The 18,949-nt window shown below is 67.0% G+C and carries 18 protein-coding genes; 1 reads left to right on the top strand and 17 read right to left on the bottom strand.

Annotated elements, in window-relative coordinates; all coding sequences use genetic code 11:
• Positions 1-43 precede the first annotated feature (43 nt).
• From ACN0WF_RS10755 to ACN0WF_RS10680, 16 genes are all read right to left on the bottom strand, one after another.
• On the bottom strand, positions 44-2,179 hold the full coding sequence (locus ACN0WF_RS10755; RefSeq protein ID WP_417772815.1) for a sodium-translocating pyrophosphatase: 2,136 nt from the start codon (positions 2,177-2,179) through the stop codon (positions 44-46).
• Positions 2,180-2,840: 661 nt separating this feature from the next.
• Positions 2,841-4,076: an MFS transporter gene (locus tag ACN0WF_RS10750; protein ID WP_417772814.1), complete on the bottom strand. Its 1,236-nt coding sequence runs from the start codon at positions 4,074-4,076 to the stop codon at positions 2,841-2,843.
• 164 nt (positions 4,077-4,240) lie between these two features.
• Positions 4,241-4,774, bottom strand: a complete 534-nt coding sequence (gene nusB / locus ACN0WF_RS10745; RefSeq protein ID WP_417772813.1) for a transcription antitermination factor NusB — start codon at positions 4,772-4,774, stop codon at positions 4,241-4,243.
• 3 nt (positions 4,775-4,777) lie between these two features.
• Positions 4,778-5,224 (bottom strand): 6,7-dimethyl-8-ribityllumazine synthase, encoded by a 447-nt coding sequence (ribH, locus tag ACN0WF_RS10740; RefSeq protein ID WP_417772812.1) that lies wholly within the window; start codon positions 5,222-5,224, stop codon positions 4,778-4,780.
• A gap of 216 nt (positions 5,225-5,440) precedes the next feature.
• Entirely contained in the window at positions 5,441-6,034 is a 594-nt protein-coding gene (locus tag ACN0WF_RS10735) for a riboflavin synthase (RefSeq protein WP_417772811.1), read from the bottom strand.
• A 3-nt stretch (positions 6,035-6,037) separates the two neighbouring features.
• Positions 6,038-7,168 (bottom strand): bifunctional diaminohydroxyphosphoribosylaminopyrimidine deaminase/5-amino-6-(5-phosphoribosylamino)uracil reductase RibD, encoded by a 1,131-nt coding sequence (gene ribD / locus ACN0WF_RS10730; protein WP_417772810.1) that lies wholly within the window; start codon positions 7,166-7,168, stop codon positions 6,038-6,040.
• A gap of 12 nt (positions 7,169-7,180) precedes the next feature.
• Complete coding sequence (gene nrdR / locus ACN0WF_RS10725; RefSeq protein WP_417772809.1) at positions 7,181-7,657, bottom strand: transcriptional regulator NrdR; 477 nt, start codon at positions 7,655-7,657, stop codon at positions 7,181-7,183.
• A gap of 282 nt (positions 7,658-7,939) precedes the next feature.
• Positions 7,940-9,253: a serine hydroxymethyltransferase gene (gene glyA, locus ACN0WF_RS10720; protein WP_417772846.1), complete on the bottom strand. Its 1,314-nt coding sequence runs from the start codon at positions 9,251-9,253 to the stop codon at positions 7,940-7,942.
• 271 nt (positions 9,254-9,524) lie between these two features.
• Complete coding sequence (locus ACN0WF_RS10715; RefSeq protein ID WP_417772808.1) at positions 9,525-9,725, bottom strand: DUF6898 family protein; 201 nt, start codon at positions 9,723-9,725, stop codon at positions 9,525-9,527.
• Positions 9,722-10,981, bottom strand: coding sequence for a L,D-transpeptidase family protein (locus tag ACN0WF_RS10710; protein ID WP_417772845.1), 1,260 nt, complete (start codon positions 10,979-10,981; stop codon positions 9,722-9,724). Before ACN0WF_RS10710 ends, ACN0WF_RS10715 begins: the two co-directional genes overlap by 4 nt.
• Positions 10,982-11,399: 418 nt before the next feature.
• Positions 11,400-11,912, bottom strand: a complete 513-nt coding sequence (gene ldtR / locus ACN0WF_RS10705) for a transcriptional regulator LdtR (RefSeq protein WP_417772807.1) — start codon at positions 11,910-11,912, stop codon at positions 11,400-11,402.
• Between the two features lie 310 nt (positions 11,913-12,222).
• Positions 12,223-13,113, bottom strand: coding sequence for a 3-hydroxyisobutyrate dehydrogenase (gene mmsB / locus ACN0WF_RS10700; protein WP_417772806.1), 891 nt, complete (start codon positions 13,111-13,113; stop codon positions 12,223-12,225).
• Positions 13,114-13,168: 55 nt separating this feature from the next.
• Positions 13,169-13,579 (bottom strand): DUF6163 family protein, encoded by a 411-nt coding sequence (locus ACN0WF_RS10695; protein ID WP_417772805.1) that lies wholly within the window; start codon positions 13,577-13,579, stop codon positions 13,169-13,171.
• Positions 13,580-13,615: 36 nt separating this feature from the next.
• Complete coding sequence (locus ACN0WF_RS10690) at positions 13,616-14,665, bottom strand: enoyl-CoA hydratase/isomerase family protein (protein ID WP_417772804.1); 1,050 nt, start codon at positions 14,663-14,665, stop codon at positions 13,616-13,618.
• A complete protein-coding gene (locus tag ACN0WF_RS10685) occupies positions 14,665-15,039 on the bottom strand; it encodes a DUF5367 family protein (RefSeq protein ID WP_417772803.1) in 375 nt (124 codons plus the stop codon). Before ACN0WF_RS10685 ends, ACN0WF_RS10690 begins: the two co-directional genes overlap by 1 nt.
• A gap of 71 nt (positions 15,040-15,110) precedes the next feature.
• Entirely contained in the window at positions 15,111-16,250 is a 1,140-nt protein-coding gene (locus ACN0WF_RS10680; RefSeq protein WP_417772802.1) for an isobutyryl-CoA dehydrogenase, read from the bottom strand.
• A 257-nt stretch (positions 16,251-16,507) separates the two neighbouring features.
• Between ACN0WF_RS10680 and hemB the strand changes: the two genes are divergently transcribed.
• Complete coding sequence (gene hemB, locus ACN0WF_RS10675) at positions 16,508-17,476, top strand: porphobilinogen synthase (RefSeq protein ID WP_417772844.1); 969 nt, start codon at positions 16,508-16,510, stop codon at positions 17,474-17,476.
• A gap of 16 nt (positions 17,477-17,492) precedes the next feature.
• Here hemB and ACN0WF_RS10670 read toward each other — a convergent pair whose 3' ends face one another.
• Positions 17,493-18,914: a PLP-dependent aminotransferase family protein gene (locus tag ACN0WF_RS10670; protein ID WP_417772801.1), complete on the bottom strand. Its 1,422-nt coding sequence runs from the start codon at positions 18,912-18,914 to the stop codon at positions 17,493-17,495.
• Positions 18,915-18,949 lie beyond the last annotated feature (35 nt).

Genomic DNA, 18,949 nt, shown 5'->3' with positions numbered 1-18,949 from the left:
GGCGCGGGGTCATTCCCGCGCCCTTCGCGCGTTTGGCGGCTCCTCAGGTGTGCGCGAGCACGGCGAGCAGCAGAAGCGCGATGATGTTTGTGATCTTGATCATCGGATTGATCGCCGGGCCGGCGGTGTCCTTGTAGGGATCACCGACCGTATCGCCGGTCACCGAGGCCTTATGCGCCTCTGAGCCCTTCTCGTGGCGCACTCCGTCCTTGTCGACGAAGCCGTCCTCGAAGGACTTCTTGGCGTTGTCCCAGGCGCCGCCGCCGGCCGTCATCGAGATGGCGACGAAGAGACCGGTGACGATGACACCGAGCAGCATGGCACCGAGCGAGGCGAAGCCCTGCGACTTGCCCGCGATCGCCGTGATCGCGAAGAACACGACGATGGGCGACAGCACCGGCATCAGCGAGGGCACGATCATCTCGCGGATCGCGGCGCGGGTCAGCATGTCGACCGCCCGTCCGTAGTCCGGCTTCTCGGTGCCCTGCATGATCCCGGGCTTCTCGCGGAACTGCCTGCGTACCTCCTCCACGACCGCGCCGGCGGCGCGGCCGACCGCCGTCATCGAAATGCCGGCGAACAGGAAGGGCAGCAGACCGCCGAAGAGCAGACCGACCACCACATAGGGGTTGGAGAGCGAGAAATCGACGTTCACCCCGTCGAAGTAGCTGCCCGGTGCCGCCTGCGCGGCGAAGAACTTCAGGTCCTCCGTATAGGCGGCGAAGAGCACCAGCGCGCCCAGTCCGGCGGAGCCGATGGCATAGCCCTTGGTCACCGCCTTGGTGGTGTTGCCGACCGCGTCGAGCGCGTCGGTGGTGACCCGCACCTCCTTGGGCAGCCCCGCCATTTCGGCGATGCCACCGGCGTTGTCGGTCACCGGACCGAAGGCGTCGAGCGCCACCACCATGCCGGCCAGCGCCAGCATCGTCGTCACCGCGATGGCGATGCCGAAGAGACCGGCAAGGCCGTAGGCGACCAGGATGCCGGCGATGATGACGAGAGCGGGAAGCGCCGTCGCCTCGAGAGAGATGGCCAGCCCCTGGATGACGTTGGTGCCGTGACCGGTCACCGAGGCCTGGGCGATGGAGCGCACCGGACGATAGTCCGTGCCGGTGTAATACTCCGTCACCCAGATGATCAGGCCGGTGACGACGAGGCCGACAAGGCCGCAGTAGAACAGGTGTCGACCGGAGAAGGTCAGGCCGTTCGAGGCGGTGAACTCCGTCGAGAAGCCAAGCCAGAAGAACACGACCAGGAAGAGCGCCACGGCGGACAGAACCGCGGTGGCGACGAAGCCCTTGTAGAGGGCTCCCATGATCGAGTTGCTGGCGCCGAGCTTGACGAAGAAGGTGCCGAGGATCGAGGTGACGACGCAGACCCCGCCGATAAGCAGCGGGAACAGCATCAGCGACGTCGCCGCGGCGCCGGTGAAGAAGATCGACGCCAGCACCATGGTGGCGACCACGGTCACCGCATAGGTCTCGAACAGATCGGCGGCCATGCCGGCGCAATCGCCGACGTTATCGCCCACGTTGTCGGCAATGGTGGCCGGGTTGCGCGGGTCGTCCTCGGGAATGCCCGCCTCGACCTTGCCCACCAGATCGCCGCCGACATCAGCTCCCTTGGTGAAGATGCCGCCGCCGAGACGGGCAAAGATCGAGATCAGCGACGCGCCGAAGCCGAGCGCGACAAGCGCGTCGATCACGGTGCGGCTCTGCGCCTCGTATCCAAGCCCCATGGTGAGGATCGTGAAATAGACGGAGACGCCGAGCAACGCCAGACCGGCAACGAGCAGGCCCGTTACCGCGCCGGAGCGAAAGGCGATCTCGAGCCCCGCGGCAAGCGAGGTGCTCGCCGCCTGGGCGGTGCGTACGTTGGCGCGCACGGACACCAGCATGCCGATGTAGCCGGCGGCCGCCGACAGGATCGCGCCGATGGCGAAACCGACCGCCACCAGAAGACCGAGAAGCCAGGCGACGAGCGCGAAGATGACGATGCCTACCACGGCAATCGTCGAATACTGGCGGTTGAGATAGGCCTGCGCACCCTCCTGGATGGCACCGGCGATTTCCTGCATGCGGGCATTGCCCGCATCGGCAGCCATGACGGACTGAACTGCCCATGCGCCATAGGCGATTGAGAGCAACCCGCAAACGATCACGATAGCAAGTTCGAGCATTCTTCCCCCCGTTGAAGGACGCGGAAGGGCCGTTTCTTGTCATTATCGGTCCCTGTAACCTGACGGTATCCTGCCTGTCGGTGCCGTCAAGCAGGCGATTTTGCAGAGCAGCCGGAGCGCTCGCCGCGCTGGTGGCAAGACGACACAAATCTTCCGCTAGGGAATCGCGATCGAACGGCACTGCAGGCAGCAGGTTTGTCGCTCTTGCAATACATGTCATTGTTGCGGCAAGTCATTCACGCGAAACAGAAGTTTTCTGAACACGCGAGGCGCTTCCGTTTTCGCAACCGGGAAAAGAGTAGGGCCTGCGGGCTTGACGCCCACAGCAACCCGCTGCCCGCGCGCGTCTCGCCCATGCGGGACGCGGCGGGCCCGGGCCGCGACGGTCGGCGCGGGAGATCAAGGCGCCAAAGCCCCGCGCCTGACGCGAATCCCGAAAGGCCCGAGACCGGCGCGTCACGGTGGAGATCTCCCGGGAGGCGCGGCGACGCGCCTTCTCGGAGATGGCGCCCCGCCCCCCACGCCGCCTTCCACAAGCAGGTCCTGCCGACGCGCGAGGGATTTTTTTACGTGCAATCTCGCCCCAGCGACCGCCGGTGCGCGGCGCGATCCACGCCGCACGCGGCGGCGCCTCTCCCCTGCCCTGTGCGGGCGTCGCCCGTCAAAGCCCTCCGGCGCGGGACCGCTCGCTCAGCACGAGCCAGACCAGCAGGATCAGGCTCACGATGGTGAAGGGGAACACCAGCCAGTTCACCGTCTCCCACCCGAAGTTCTGCAGCAAAGCGCCGGAGGAGAACGAGGCCATCGCCACGAAGCCGAACACAAGGAAGTCGTTCACCGACTGGACTCGGGCCCGTTCCTGCGGCCGGTAGGCGTCGGCGAGCATGGCGGTGGCGCCGATAAAGCCGAAGTTCCAGCCAAGTCCGAGCAGGATCAGCGCCGTCCAGAAATGCGCAACATCGATGCCCGAGAGAGCCACGGCGGCGCAACCGGAAAGCAGCGCAAGCCCGATGGCGACGATGCGCTCGCGACCGAAACGGGTGATCAGATGGCCGGTGAAGAAGCTCGGGCCGAACATGGCCAGCACATGCCACTGGATGCCGTGGGCAGCATCGTCCGCGGTCAGGCCACAGCCGATCATGGCAAGCGGCGTCGCGGTCATCACCAGGCTCATCAGCGCGTAGGTGGTGATGGCGCACGCGGCGGAGACGATGAAGCGCGGCTGCGCCATGATCTCGGAGAGAGGACGCACGCCGCTGACCGGTCCCCGGCTGCGCGGCGGACGGGGCACCGAGACGAAAGCAACGATGCACAGGGTGACAAGCGCAAGACCAGCCTGGGCGACATAGGTGCCGGCGAACAGGATCGGATCAAACAGATTGGCTGTGTTGATCACCGTCTGCGGCCCGATAATGCCGGCCAGCACGCCACCGGCCAGCACGAAGGAGATCGCCTTCGGCCGAAAGGCGTCACTGGCGGTATCGGCGGCGGCAAAGCGGTATTGCTGGGTAAAGGCGCTGACGAACCCGCTGGCCATGGTGCCGAGGCAGAAGATCAGAAAGCTCGCCTGAAATATCCCCCAGGCCGACAGCAGGCCAGCGAGAATGCCAAAGGCGGCGCCGCCGACGAAGCCGGCGCGCCGGCCGTAACGCTGCATCACCGCGCCCGCCGGCAAGGTGCCGAAGGCTGTGCCGAGGACGAAGCAGGAGACGGGAAGCGTCGCAAGCGACTTGTCAGCCCCCAGCATGCTCGCCCCGACAAGCGAGGCAGAGGCAATGACGATGGAGGCGGAAGCACCGCCAAGAGCCTGTGCCGCGGCGAGAAGCGCGGCATTCCGCTTGGCCAGTCGGTCGTCGATCAAGGGTATCGCCTCGCTGGAGGCGGCGGTACTGGTCATGGGCGGGGTCCTCGGAAACCTGCGGTCCGGCATGCGCGGGTCCGGGGAGGACTCACCAGGGCGCCGGGGCGATCAGGCTAGGCGAGGCACGCAAGAAGGGCAATGGCTACGGGCGAGCCATTGCCCCAGTCTATGGCTGGCGAACGGACGAGTGCCCGTGGGGCTCAGTCGTGCGGGGTGTCGGCGGATCCCTCAGGCGCCGCGACACCGCCGAATTCCTCCGGCCGGTGCATGTGGGCCAGCCGGTCGAGCACGCCGTTCACCATGCGCGGCTCCTCGCTCTCGTAGAAGGCGCGGGCGACGTCGATGTACTCGCTGATGACGACGCGGGCCGGCACGATCTTCATGTGCATGAGCTCGAAGGCTCCGGCGCGCAGGATCGCGCGCAACGTCGTGTCGATGCGGCGCAGCGGCCAGCCGGCGACGAGCGCGCGGTGGATCTCCGGGTCGAGTTGTCGCTGCTCGGCGACCACACCCTTGACCAGATCGCGGAACCAGGCCGCATCGGCCTCGCGATACTGTTCGCCGTCAAGTTCCGCGCCCAGACGGAACGCCTCGAACTCGGACAGAACATCGGCGATCTGCGCCCCGCCCATGTCCATCTGGTAAAGCGCCTGCACCGCCGAAAGACGGGCGGCTCCGCGCTTGTTGGCCGGCTTGGGTGCACGCGCCTTCGGCGCTTCGGTCTCGTCCGTCATGGCTTAACCCTCGAAACGGTCGCGAACGGCAATCATGTCGAGGGCGGCCTGCGCGGCGGCACCGCCCTTGTTCTTGCGCTTGGGGTCGGCGCGCACCCATGCCTGCTCGTCGTTCTCGACGGTCAGGATGCCGTTGCCCACCGGCAGCGCGGCGTCGATGGTCAGTTCCATCACGGCGCGGGCGGACTCATTGGCAACGATGTCGTAATGCGTGGTCTCGCCGCGAATGACGCAGCCGAGCAGAACGAACCCGTCGAACTCGACCTCGCCGGTCTCCATGGCAGCAAGCGCCATGGCAAGGGCGGCCGGGATTTCGAGAACGCCGGGAACGGACACGCGGGTCACGTCGGCGCCGGCGGCATCGAGAACGGCGGTCGCGCCTTCGCAAAGCGCGTCGGCCAGGTCGCCGTAGAACCGGGCATCGATCATAAGGATTCTGGGGGCGGACATGTCAGGTCATCCCTGCTGTTGCGGCGCCGGCGCTGGGGCGGCGCGCGATGATTTCTGGTGCCCGCAACGCAAGACGAACGGCGCGGGTGGCGCCGGGTGCGTCGCTGTGCGGTGGGCAAGGTGCCGGTAGGAACCATGCCGCCAGCCGTTTGTCCAGAACAAGATTGCCACGCCCCCTCGGCGGCATCCGCGGATGGTTTCCCGAAGCGTCTCCGCTCAGCGGTATTCGGCCAGCCGCGCGGCATAGCGCGCCATCATGTCGACCTCGACATTGACCCGGTCGCCGACGCGCCGCTCATCGAAGGTCGTGGCCGTGAGCGTGTGTGGGATCAGGAAGACGGTGAAGGTGTCGCCCTCCACCTCATTGACGGTCAGCGAGGCACCATCGAGCGCGACACCACCCTTTTTGGCGATGAAGGGCGCAAGCTCCGCCGGCACGCGGAAGCGGAAGAAGACGCTGTCGGGATGATCGACACGCTCCAGGATCTCCGCGACGCCGTCGACATGCCCCTGAACGATGTGGCCGCCGAGTTCGTCGCCGATCTTAAGCGACCGTTCCAGGTTCACCCGGTCGCCGGCCTTCCAGTCGGCGACGGTGGTCAGGCGCAGGGTCTCGGCCGCCGACTCGATCTCGAACCAGCCATTGCCCCCCTTCGCGGTCACCGTGTGGCAGACGCCGGCGCAGGCGATCGACGCGCCGATGTCGATCGAGCCGGTGTCATAGGCCGTCTCGATGCGGGTGCGCAGGCCCGCCGGGATCTTCTCCACCGCTTCGATACGGCCGATGTCGGTGACAATGCCGGTGAACATGGCTCAGGCCCTTTCGCGCTGGTAGATCGTCATGATGTCGTCGCCAACGGCGTCGGAGGCAACCCGTCGATAGCGGGACGCGCGTTCGATCAGCTCGATACCCTCGTCGACGAAGGGCAGCAAGCCCCCCTGCCCGATCTCCACATTGCCGCGCGAGACGCAGATTTCGTCGGCCAGGTCCGCATCGACAAGCGCACGCGCCACGCCCGCGCCACCTTCCACCAGCAGGCGGGTGATGCCGCGCTGGCCGAGCGCGCGCAGGGCGGCGTGGGGATCGAGGCTCTCGTTCCTGGGCGTGGCGATGCGGATGACGGTGCAGCCGGCGGCGGTCAGCGCATCGGTGCGCTCCAGATCCACATCGGCGGACACGATCACCCACACCGGCACCTCCCCGGCAGTGGTCACCAGCCGGCTGTCGAGTGGTATGCGGGCGCGGGTGTCGAGCACGATGCGCACCGGCGAACGATGCGACATGCCCGGCAGCCGGCAATCGAGCCCCGGATCGTCCTCGAGCACGGTGCCGATGCCGACGAGAATGCCGTCGCATTCGGCACGCAGGACATGCACCCGGCGGAACACATCCTCGCCGGTGATCATCACCTGGCCATTGCCGGGAGAACCGATGAAGCCATCGCGCGACACCGCCAGCTTGAGAATCACATGCGGCCGCCCGTCGACCAGCCGACGCACATGACCGGCATGCAGCGCGGCGCAGAGATCCTCGCGGATACCCGAAACGACATCGACGCCGCCGGCACGCAGCATCTCGACGCCACGCCCGGCGACACGCGGATTGGGATCGAGCAGGCCGATCACGACGCGCGCGACGCCGGCCTGGGCGAGCGCCACTGCGCAAGGGCCGGTGCGGCCATGATGGGAACAGGGTTCGAGCGTGACGTAGCAGGTCGCGCCACGGGCAAGGTCGCCTGCCTGGCGCAGCGCCACAACCTCGGCATGAGGCCCCCCGGGAGGCTGCGTGTGGCCACGTCCGACGACGCGCGGTCCGTTGCCGTCGTCGCGCACGATCAGCGCGCCGACCGCCGGGTTTGGCCAGACCTTGCCCAGGCCCCTGCGGGCATAGGCCACCGCGGCCGCCATGAAGCGGGCGTCATCCCGACAAGTCGAAACTTTCACGTATCCGTCCGCTCAGCTTTCGTTTGCAGGTTCCGCTTCCGGCCCGCTCATTTCGTCAAGAAGCGCTTCGAAGTCGCGCGCCTCCCTGAAGTTCTTGTAGACGGAGGCGAAGCGGACATAGGCGACGTCGTCGATGTCCTTCAGCCCTTCCATCACCAGATTGCCGATGTCGCTCGCCTTCACGTCGCTCTCGCCGGAGCTTTCCAGCTGTCGCACGATGCTGCTCACCATCCGCTCGAGCGCATCCGGATCCACCGGCCGCTTGCGCGTGGCGATCCGCACCGAGCGCTCCAGCTTGTCGCGGTCAAAGGGAACGCGCCGGCCGTTGCGCTTCACTACGGTCAGCTCGCGCAACTGGATGCGTTCGAAGGTGGTGAATCGTCCCCCGCACTCGCCACAGACCCGACGGCGCCGGATGGCGGTGTTGTCCTCGGTCGGGCGGGAATCCTTCACCTGCGTGTCGTCGCAACCGCAATAGGGACACTTCATGCGTCGTACTGGCTCCGGACCACGGGGCGGCGCCGGGGGCGCGCCGAGGGGCAATTGCACAGCGCGCGGTCGTCATCCGACCGCCCGCCTTGGATCGCGGGGCGCGACATCAGTCACGCTCCGCATGGGAAATCAGGCGCGCCTCCGCGCCCTCGACGGGCTCGGCCCGCACCCAAAAAAAGGCAGGGCCGAAAAACGCGCGGCGCCCAGGATAGTGCGCCGCGCGACAGGGTCGATGCAAATGGCCGTGAGCGTGCCGGCCTTGAAAGGCCGGCGCCGCACTCAGTCCAGGTAGGAGTAGAGCGGGAAGCGCCCGGTAAGCGCCAGCACCTTCTCCTTCACCCGCGCCTCGACGGCGGCATTGCCTTCGTCGGCGTTGGCCGAGCGCAGACCGTCGAGAACTTCGCCGATCAGCCGGCCGATTTCCTGGAACTCGGCCACGCCGAAGCCGCGGGTCGTGCCGGCCGGCGTGCCAAGGCGGATGCCGGAGGTCACGAAGGGCTTTTCCGGGTCGAAGGGAATGCCGTTCTTGTTGCAGGTGATGTTGCCGCGGCCGAGCGAGGCCTCGGCACGCTTGCCGGTGGCATTCTTCGGCCGCAGGTCGACAAGCATCAGATGGTTGTCGGTGCCGCCCGAAACGATGTCGAGCCCCTGCTCCTGCAGGCTGGAGGCCAGCGCCTTGGCATTGGCCACAACGGCCTGCGCGTAGGTCTTGAAGTCAGGCTGCAGCGCCTCGGCGAAGGCAACCGCCTTGGCGGCGATGACATGCATCAGCGGACCACCCTGAAGACCCGGGAAGACGGCCGAGTTGATCTTCTTGGCGATCGCCTCGTCGTTCGTCAGGATCATGCCGCCGCGCGGACCGCGCAGCGACTTGTGGGTCGTGGTGGTGACCACATGCGCATGCGGGATGGGCGAGGGATGCACGCCACCAGCGACCAGACCGGCGATATGGGCCATGTCGACCATCAGGTAGGCACCGACCGAATCGGCGATCTCGCGCAGGCGCTTCCAGTCCCAGGTGCGCGAATAGGCCGTGCCACCGCCGAGAATGAGCTTGGGCTTGTGCTCTTCCGCCTTGCGGGCGATGTCGTCCATGTCGAGCAGGTGGTCGTCCCGACGCACGCCGTAGGAGACGACGTTGAACCACTTGCCGGACATGTTGACCGGCGAGCCATGCGTCAGGTGACCGCCCGAATTGAGGTCGAGCCCCATGAAGGTGTCGCCCGGCTGCAGCAGCGCCAGGAACACCGCCTGGTTCATCTGGCTGCCCGAGTTCGGCTGGACATTGGCGAAATTGGCGCCGAAGAGCGTCTTGGCGCGCTCGATCGCGAGCGTCTCGACGACGTCGACGAACTCGCAGCCGCCATAGTAGCGCTTGCCCGGATAGCCTTCGGCATACTTGTTGGTGAGGATCGTGCCCTGCGCCTCGAGAACCGCGCGGGAAACGATGTTTTCCGATGCGATCAGCTCGATCTCATGGCGCTGACGGCCGAGTTCGCCGGTGATCGCGTCATTGATTTCCGGATCGGCGTCGCGGAGCGAGCGCGTGAAGAAATCCGGAAAAATCGGCGAGTCGAGATTGCTATCGGCCATCGACATCGTCGGTCCCCTCTCACAGCATGAACAAAGAAGATGCGGCCCGTGCCGCCTGTCCGGGACTGCGGACCGCCCGCCACGCCCGGTGCGTGCCCCCGCCTTCGCCGCAAAACGGCTGCCGGGGGCCGTTGCCGGAATGGCCGCGCCCGCCCTTTGCGAGGGCTCCGCAAATACCACAGGCGGTGAAGTGAACCAAGGCAATTTGGCATCGATGCGACACCATGCGCGCCTTGCCGCAAGGTCCGCCGGCCGTGCCGGTTTGCGCGAACTAGCCGGCGGCGTCGCCCTGCAGGCGACGCTGGAGCTTGCGCAGCGCGAGTTGCTGGAGGTCGCTCCGGCTTGCCTGAACGGGCCCGAGCACGATCACCTCGACGCCCGTGGTGGCGTCGATGGCCGTTACCTTGACCTGGCGGCCAACGGCGTGAAACTCGAAATAGACCTCTCCCGCGGGGCCGGAGGGCGCGCTCACTGCAACGCGACTCCCGTCTCCGGACCGCCAAGGGTCAACCCGTCGCGGTCGTAGATGTCATCGCGGAAATGCACCACGCCCTCGGCGGTCGCCCAGGCGGTGATGTAGGTCATGTAGATCGGGATCTTGCCCCTGAGCTTCACATCCTCGCGCGCGCCGGAGCGGATCGTCTCGTCGACACGGGCGCGGCTCCAGTCCGGCGTGGTGCTTTCCAGAAGCCAGGTGATCAGCTCGCGGACGTTCTGCACGCGCACGCAACCGGAGGAATGGAACCGGTAGTCGGAGCCGAACAGCGACTTCGACGGCGTGTCGTGCAGATAGACCTGGTGCTTGTTGTGGAAGTTGATGCGCACGGAACCCAGCGAGTTGATCTCGCCCGGTTCCTGGCGGAACTGGTACTGGGTCGCCTCGTCCGTGTTCCAGTCGATCTGCTGCCAGGCAAGCTCGTTGCCCTTCCAGTCGAAGATGCGGATGCGGTTCTTCTCGAGGTAGTTCGGATCCTGCTTCATCTTCGGGATCAGATCCTTGCGGATGATCGAGACCGGCACCGTCCAGTACGGGTTGAAGTTGAGCTCGTAGATCGACGAATTAAGGATCGGCGTCTGGCGGTCGATCTTGCCGACCACGGCCGTGTGACGCGAGCGCACACGTCCGTTCTCCACCGCCTCGATCTCGGCGGCCGGGATGTTGACCATCACGTAGCGGTCACCCAGGAAGCCGGACATGGAACGCAGCCGCACCAGGTTGGTCTCGAGCTGTGACAGGCGCTGGTTCGCGGGCACGTTGAGCGCGTCGAGCGTGCCCTTGCCGACAACACCGTCCGGCGTCAGGCCATTGCGGATCTGAAAGCGCCGCACCGCCGCATCGACGTAGGAATCGAAGGTGTCGGACAGGCCGGCGGTCTGCTCGAGGTCGCCGGAGACCATCAGGCGGCGACGCAGCGACACGACGTTGGCATCGCGCGCGCCCAGGCGCATCGCCTTGCGCCCGCTCGTCACCGGCTGCCAGCCGCCCTGCTGGACGATGGCGGAGTAGCGCTGGATCGCCGTCTCGACATAGGCGGCCGTATCGGGCGAAAGCGTCGGATAGGAGGATTCGACCTTCTGCAGGCTGCGCATGGTCGTGGTGTCGAACTGGTCGCGCCACTCCACCCGCTGCTGCTGTTCGATGATGCCCTGGAGCGCGGTCTGTGCCGATGCGCTTCCCGCCGGCATCGCCGAAACGGCCAGCGCCGCGCCGAGCAGCGCCAGGGGCATGCGCGCAAGCGGAATGAGATTGGCGACGCCGCGCGCGGCGCTCGATCCGATGATCCGGGCCCGTCGAATTCCCACCACGTCCACTCCACTCTTGCCTGCGATGAAACGATCTGTCGTTTCAGGGGTAGCGTGATGACCTTAACAAACGATCACGCAAAATGGCCCGCGCCGCAATCCGTGCGGCAAATTTGGCCTTACGGGCGCGCGGGGCACATGTGCGAGGACTTCCGGATGCAATACCGGAGGACGGAAGCCCCCAACGCTTCTGGATATCCATGATAATGTGGCGCATTCATGTCGCACGCCCCGGAACCCGCTCCAGCCCGCCGTGTCCGGAGGGCAAACGCACGACGGGCCGCTCCGGCGTACGGAGCGGCCCGTTGTCGATCAGACCAGTGCAGTCGGTATCCTCGCGACGTCAGAGCCGATAGAGGATCTGGTCGGTCCAGAAACGCTCCAGGCGACGCAGCGAGCGGTTGAGAACCTTGAGGTCCTCGGGCCCGATCTCGCCAACCTGCTCGACGGACAGCATGTGCCGTTCGTAGAGCGCGGCCACCTTGGTGGCGATGTTCTTGCCCTCGTCCGTCAGGCTGACGCGAACCGAACGGCGGTCCGTGCGCGAGCGCTGGTGGTGAATGAAGCCCATGTCGACGAGCTTCTTCAGGTTGTAGGACACGTTCGAGCCGAGATAGTAGCCGCGAGTCCTGAGCTCGCCTGCCGTCAGCTCCGCGTCGCCGATATTGAACAGCAGCAGCGCCTGAACACTGTTGACGTCATTCCGGCCTTCGCGGTCGAACTCGTCCTTGATCACGTCCAGCAAGCGACGATGCAGTCGCTCGACGAGCGTCAGTGCTTCAAGATACAGCGGCTTGATCTCGTCGCCTTCTTCGGCCTGCATCACTGCATCGGCCGCTTTTTTCGCCGTCATCATTGTCTGCGCCTCATGTATTGTTTGCGGTGCCTTTTTTGTCACCTTGAGGACAGAGTACTTGGAGGCTTCTAAAATCCGCTTAAAAAGAAGACTAAATCGCTGGTTAACGCGCAAATGCGTTGCAGGATGAATGAAAATACGTTTCGTTAACCACAGTACTTGCCGAGAACATGTTTTCTCAAGGGATTACGTGGCGTCCACCGCAAATCGTGGAGCGCGAAAGGGACAGATCGTGCCCATCTCGCGCTCCATGAGGGCTCCACGGCCCGGAAAAACCGTCCCAGGCCGCGCGCGCCGGGATCGCCGACGCCTATTCGTTACCGCGCAGGAAACGAATGATGCCGGAAAAATCGGTGCCGGCCTCGCCCGCATTGCAGAACAGGTTGTAGAGCGCGGCCGCCTCCGCGCCGAGCGGCGTCGAGGCGCCCGAGGTGCTGGCCGCCTCCTGCGCGAGCTTCAGGTCCTTCAACATCATCGCTGCGGCGAAGCCCGGCTGGTAGTCGCGGTTCGCCGGCGACGTCTCCACCGGGCCCGGTACCGGGCAATAGGTCGTCAGCGACCAGCACTGGCCGGACGCGGTCGACGAGATGTCATAGAGCTTCTGGTGGTCGAGACCGAGGCGCTCGGCCAGAACGAAGGCCTCGCAGACACCGATCATCGAGATGCCGAGCAGCATGTTGTTGCAGATCTTGGCAGCCTGGCCGTTGCCCGCCCCGCCCGCATGGACAATCGTCTTGCCCATGATGTCGAGATAGGGCTTGGCGGCGGCGAAGGCCTCGTCGGGTCCGCCGACCATGAAGGTGAGCGTGCCGGCGGCCGCGCCGGTGACGCCGCCGGAAACCGGCGCATCGACCATGGCCATGCCGGCCACCTCGGCAGCGCTCGCCACCGCGCGGGCGCTTTCCACGTCGATGGTCGAGCTGTCGATCATCAGCGTCCCCGCCCTGGCGTGGGCAAAGAGCCCGTCCTCGCCGGTGTAGACCTTGCGCACATGGGCGCCGGCGGGAAGCATGGTGACGATGACGTCAGCGCCCGATGCGACCTCGGCCAGCGTTTCCACCGGGGTGCCGCCAGCCTCCTTGAGGTGGTCCTTTGCGGCCTGCGACAGGTCGAACCCGTTGACGACGTGCCCCGCCTTGACGAGGTTCGCCGCCATCGGCCCGCCCATGTTGCCAAGCCCGACAAATCCGATCGTAGCCATGTTCCTTCACTCCCCAGTGGCGTTGATTGTCAGATGAGATTCCCGGACGACCGCCCTATCGTCGCTGTTCCCTGTCGGCGAGATAGAGGATCACCAGATAGATCGCGATCGTCGTCAGATAGAACGCGATCTCGTAGGGCCTGCGCCCGTAGATGTCGGAAAACAGCGAGTGCATGACGACCTGCGTCAGCGCCCGCAGCAGCCACATCACCGTGCCCCAGGACACGGCCAGCCACAGGCCGATGGCAGCGACCAGATCGAGCACGGCGAAAAACACCGTTGCCGCCTGCCACTCGACCGGCATTTCCCAGAACCACGCGCCCCGCCAGGGCACGATGCCGACGATGCGGGCCCAGTGGATCAGGCCGCCGCCGATGAGCAGAATCGCCATGGCGCGCAGGTACCACACGAGCACCGAGTTCCAGTCGCGCTTGTTGCTCCAGAAGTCGCGCAATGCGCCGATCATGGCCGGGTCCTTCCGGTGGCGGGGCGGGCGGCGGAATCAGACATCGAGATCGCCGCCCTCTGGCATCTCGAAATGCGCCTCCACGTCCTCGCGGCGCACCTCGTCCAGGCTTGCCGGCGACCAGACGGGCGCATTGTCCTTGTCGACGATCACCGCGCGCACGCCCTCGTAGAAATCATGCCCCTTGAGAATGCGGCTGACGATGCGGTGCTCCATGCGCATGCACGCCTCGAAATCGAGCGCGCCGCCACGGCGCAGTTGCTCGAACGCGACCTCCAGGCTCATCGGCGACTTGGCGCGGATCTGCTGGGCGAGCTTTCCCGCCCACTCCGCATCGTCGCCCGTGGCAGCGTCGAGCGCATCCAGGATCGCGGCGACCGAACCGCCCGAGAAGATCCCGGCGACAGGTCCCGCGCGTCCGGCCAGCGGCGCGGGGCCGGGATCGCAGCGCGCGGTGAAATGAGCGAGCGTGCCGTCGATGTCCTGCGTCTCGCACAGCGCCGCCTCGACCGCCGCCAGATCTTCGGCGTTGACGCCATGGGTCAGCACGCCGCTCCACAGAGCATCGGCCTGCTTCAGCCGGCCAGCGGAGAGCGCCACCATCATGCCGGTCTCGTCGGGCATGCGCGGCAGGAAGTAGCTGCCGCCGACATCGGGGAAGAAGCCGATCCCGGTCTCCGGCATGGCGAAGGTCGTGCGCTCGGTGCCGATGCGGTAGCCGCCGTGCACCGAAACGCCGACGCCGCCGCCCATGACGATGCCATCGATCAGCGCGACATAGGGCTTGGGAAAGCGCTTGATGGCAACATTGAGCCGGTATTCGTCGGCGAAGAAGTCGCGCTGGGTCGGGTCGCCCGCCTTGCCCTGGTCATAGACCTGGCGGATATCGCCGCCGGCGCAGAACGCCCTGTCACCCGCCGCCTTGACGATCACGCAGCCGACGGTTTCGTCATCCCGCCAGGCATCGAGCTGGCGATGGAACGCGCTCACCATGGCGTGCGTCAGCGCGTTGAGCGCCTTCGGGCGGTTGAGCGTGACGAGGCCGGCGCGGCCCTGCCGATCGAAAAGGATTTCAGCTTCGCTCATCAAGACCTCACTACCTTGTCGCCAAAAAGGATCAGCCCGGCCAGAATCAGCCCGTAGCCCCACAGCATCATCGCAGCGAAAAGCGCATCGCGGGCGGCCGGGATCGCGGGAAAGACATCCGGGAAGGCAAGCGTCGTCGCGGCATCGCCGAAGAGACCGGGGATGACGACGCCTGCGGCGAAACGGGCGCTCTTGCCCGGCTTGCAGAAAAGCCGCGCGGCGGCAAGCGCCACCGCGACGGCGAGAACACCGCCGACGATCATCGCCGCAACATAGGCGGGGCCCGGTCCGGGCAGAATCATGTCGCCGAACAGGCGAAACAGCACGGTCGCGGCCAGCCAGCCGGCGATCCCGACGAAGAGCCCCCGCCTCATTCTCCGAGATCTCCTGCCGCAAGGCCCCAGGCCTTGCCGTTTGCGGGGTGGCGGGCCATGCGACGCTCTCCTCAGTCCTTCAGAAGATCGCGCGCGATGATCACGCGCATGATCTCGTTGGTGCCTTCCAGGATCTGGTGCACCCGCACGTCGCGCAGGAAGCGCTCGACAGGATAGTCCCGGAGATAGCCGTAACCGCCGTGCAATTGCAACGCCTCGTTGACGACGGAGAAACCCACATCCGTGGCCATGCGCTTGGCCATCGCCGCCAGGCGGGTGGCATCGGGGGTCTTGGCGTCGACCAGCGTCGCCGCCTTGTGCAGCAGCAGGCGCGCCGCCTCCAGTTCGGTCGCCATGTCGGCAAGGCGGAACTGAAGAGCCTGGAATTCGGCGAGCGCGCGGCCAAACTGGCGGCGCTCCTTGAGATAGACGATCGAGCGGTCGAGACAGGCGCGCGCCGCGCCCAGCGAGCAGGCGCCGATGTTGAGCCGGCCGCCGTCGAGGCCTGCCATGGCGATGCGAAAGCCCTCCCCTTCCGCGCCGATGCGGTTGTCGACCGGCACGCGGCAGTCGGTGAAGTCGACCTGCGCGGTCGGCTGGCTCTTCCAGCCGAGCTTGACCTCCTGCGCGCCGAAGGACAGGCCGGGCGTGCCCTTTTCCACCACGATGCAGGAAATGCCCTTCGGGCCGTCGCCGCCGGTGCGCACCATCACGACATAGACGTCGGAGACACCGCCACCGGAGATGAAGGCCTTCGAGCCGTTGAGGACGTAGTGGTCGCCGTCGCGAACGGCACGGGTGCGCAGGCTCGCGGCATCGGAGCCCGCGCCCGGCTCGGTCAGGCAGTAGCTGGCGAAGCGCGCCATGGTGCAGAGTTCGGGCAGGAAGCGCCGGCGCTGCGCGTCCGTTCCGTAGCGGTCGATCATCCACGCCGCCATGTTGTGGATCGAGATATAGGCGGCGGTGGAGGTGCAGCCGGCGGCCAGTTCCTCGAAGATCACCGCCGCGTCGAGGCGCGTCAGCCCGGAGCCGCCGACGTCATCGCCAACATAGATCCCGCCGAAGCCGAGTTCCGCCGCCTTGCGCAGCGTCGCGACCGGGAATTCGGACCGCTCGTCCCAGTCGTGCGCGAAGGGCTCCATCTCGTCGCGGGCAAATGCCCGCGCCACATCCTGGAAGGCCCGCTGATCCTCGCCTAGGGTGAAATCCATGCGCCGCATCTCCTCCCGCATCGGTCCGCGCGGGACCGCCTCCCTCGTGAAGTACCGGCCCCCCGCGGCCGCGTCAATCTGTCGGCAGAAAGCGCGCGCCGCCGGCTTCCGACCGACGCGCCAAGCGGTTAATGTCCCGCCACACGCCACGTCCGGTTTCGGACCAGCCCGCAGGAGATCCCGTCATGACCGCCCCCCAGCGCCCTCTCGAAGGCCGCCCGGCCATCCAGCTCGACACCATTCTCGAGGGACGGCGCATGCGCCGCAACCGACGCACCGACTGGTCGCGCCGGCTGGTGCGGGAGAATACGCTCGGCGTGGACGACCTGATCTGGCCGGTGTTCGTGACGGACGGCAGCAACATCGAGGAGCCGGTTCCCTCCATGCCCGGCGTCTCGCGCCATTCGGTCGACCGGATCGCCGGGGTGGTGGAAAAGGCCGCCGAGCTCGGCATTCCCGCGATTGCTCTCTTCCCCAACACGGATCCCTCGCTGCGCGACCCCAACGGCTCCGAGGCGCTCAACCCGGAGAACCTGATCTGCAACGCCTGTCGGGCGATCAAGGGTGCCGGCCTTCCCCTCGGCATCATCACCGACGTCGCGCTCGATCCCTACACCAGCCACGGCCATGACGGGCTGATGGACGGCGAGACGGTGCTCAACGACGAGACCGTCGAGCAGCTCGTCGCCCAGGCGCTGCTGCAGGCGGACGCCGGCGCGGATGTGATCGCGCCCTCCGACATGATGGACGGGCGCATCGGCGCGATCCGCGCCGCGCTCGACGCGAGCGGCCACACGGACGTGCAGATCATGTCCTATGCCGCGAAATTCGCCTCCGCCTTCTACGGCCCCTTCCGCGACGCGGTCGGCACCAATGCGACGCTGGTCGGCGACAAGCGCACCTACCAGATGGACCCGGCCAACACCGACGAGGCACTGCACGAGGTCGAGCTCGACCTAGCCGAGGGCGCCGACATGATCATGGTGAAGCCCGGCATGCCCTATCTCGACATCATCCGCCGGGTGAAGGACAGCTTCCTGCGACCGACCTTCGCCTATCAGGTGTCGGGCGAATACGCGATGATCATGGCCGCCGCCAACAACGGCTGGATCGACGGCGAGCGCGCCATGATGGAAAGCCTGACGGCGTTCAAGCGCGCTGGCTGCGACGGCGTGCTCACCTATTTCGCGGTGGACGCGGCACGCAAGCTGCTCGGCCGCGACTGAGAGGACGCCATCCCGGTCACGGCAGCATGGCCGCGGCCGGGAACGACTGGCCAGCGAGCCCGGCAAGCGTTTCAAGCGCCGTCTCGAAGCGCGTTTCGTCGGGCTCGCAGGCAAGGCAGAGGCGCACCGCCTCTGGCGCGCCGCGCGGATCAACGGCGAAGGGCCGCGCCGGGCTGACCCGCACCCCGAGGCGCAACGCCTCTGCGGCGAATTCCTCCGCCCGCCAGCCCGAACCCGGCTCCATCCACGCAAGACCGCCCGAGAGGCGCACCGGGTCGACGCCGGGCAGCAGCGCCGCCGCGCGCGCACCGCGCCGGGCAACCCCCGCCCGCAGCCGTGCGATCCGCGCCTCGAGCCCCGGCCCGCCCAGGATCCAGGACGCAGCCTCCGTCAGCACCGGCGACACCATCAGCTGCATGGCGTTTTGCACCGCCAGGATACGGCGGGCGAGCAGCGGGCTCGCCGCCGCGTAGCCAACGCGCAGTATCGGCGAGACACATTTTGACAGCCCCGTCACCAGCACCGTGCGCTCCGGCACGAGATGGGAGAAGCCGGGTCCGTCCGCGTCCAGAAGGAATCCGTAGACCTGATCCTCGACCACGGTGAGGCCGCGCCGCGCGGCGATCTCGGCGAGTGCCGCGCGCCGCCGCGCGCCCATCACGCGCCCCGTCGGATTGTGGATACCCGGCATGACGAAGACCCCGGCGAGCGGTACCCTGGCAGCGAGCGCGTCGAGCGCATCGGGCGACATGCCCTCCCCGTCGGCGACGACCGCGTGCAGGCGCAGGCCGATGGCGGCGGCGGCCGCGATCACGCCTGGATAGGTGAGCTGGTCACAGGCAAGCCCCCCGCCCTGGTCGCGCAGCGCCAGCAGCGCGGCAAAGAGCGCCGACTGGGTGCCGCCGGTGATGACCACGTTGCCGGGCTCCAGCCCGTCGCGCCAGCGGGCGAGAAACGGCAGCACGGCTTCCCGTTCCCCGCTGCCGCCGCCGGCCGGGCGATAGCCGGCCGGCGCGCCTTGCCCGAGCACCTCGGCGGCATGGGCGAGCCCGCCCGCGACCAGCGCGCCGGGGTCCTCCATGCCGAAACTGTTGATGGCCAGATCGACCGTGGGTGCCGGCACGGCGTCGGCGCTCGCGCGGTCCGCGCGCGCCTCGCCGGAAAGACCGGGCGGAAAGGCGATGCGCGGATCGCTCCCCCCGATGAACGTTCCCCGCCCCACCTCGCCGTGGGCGAGGCCGGCCAGCACCAGCGCCTTGTAGGCGCGCGCCACGGTTCCCGGCGCGCAGCGCAACTGCCATGCCGCCTCGCGGATCGGCGGCAGGCGGGTTCCCGGGGCCAGAGCCCCGTCGGTGACGGCGGCGCGCAGATGCGCATCGATCACCCTCGCCGTGGGGGGGGCGTCGATGCTATCCGCAAGGTTCAGGAATATTGTCATGAGTACAATGTTACTATTGTACCACGAATTGATTC

It is taken from the genome of Stappia sp., from assembly GCF_048268045.1.
Classification (GTDB): Bacteria; Pseudomonadota; Alphaproteobacteria; order Rhizobiales; family Stappiaceae; genus Stappia.
This window is presented reverse-complemented; position numbering and strand designations above follow the sequence as displayed.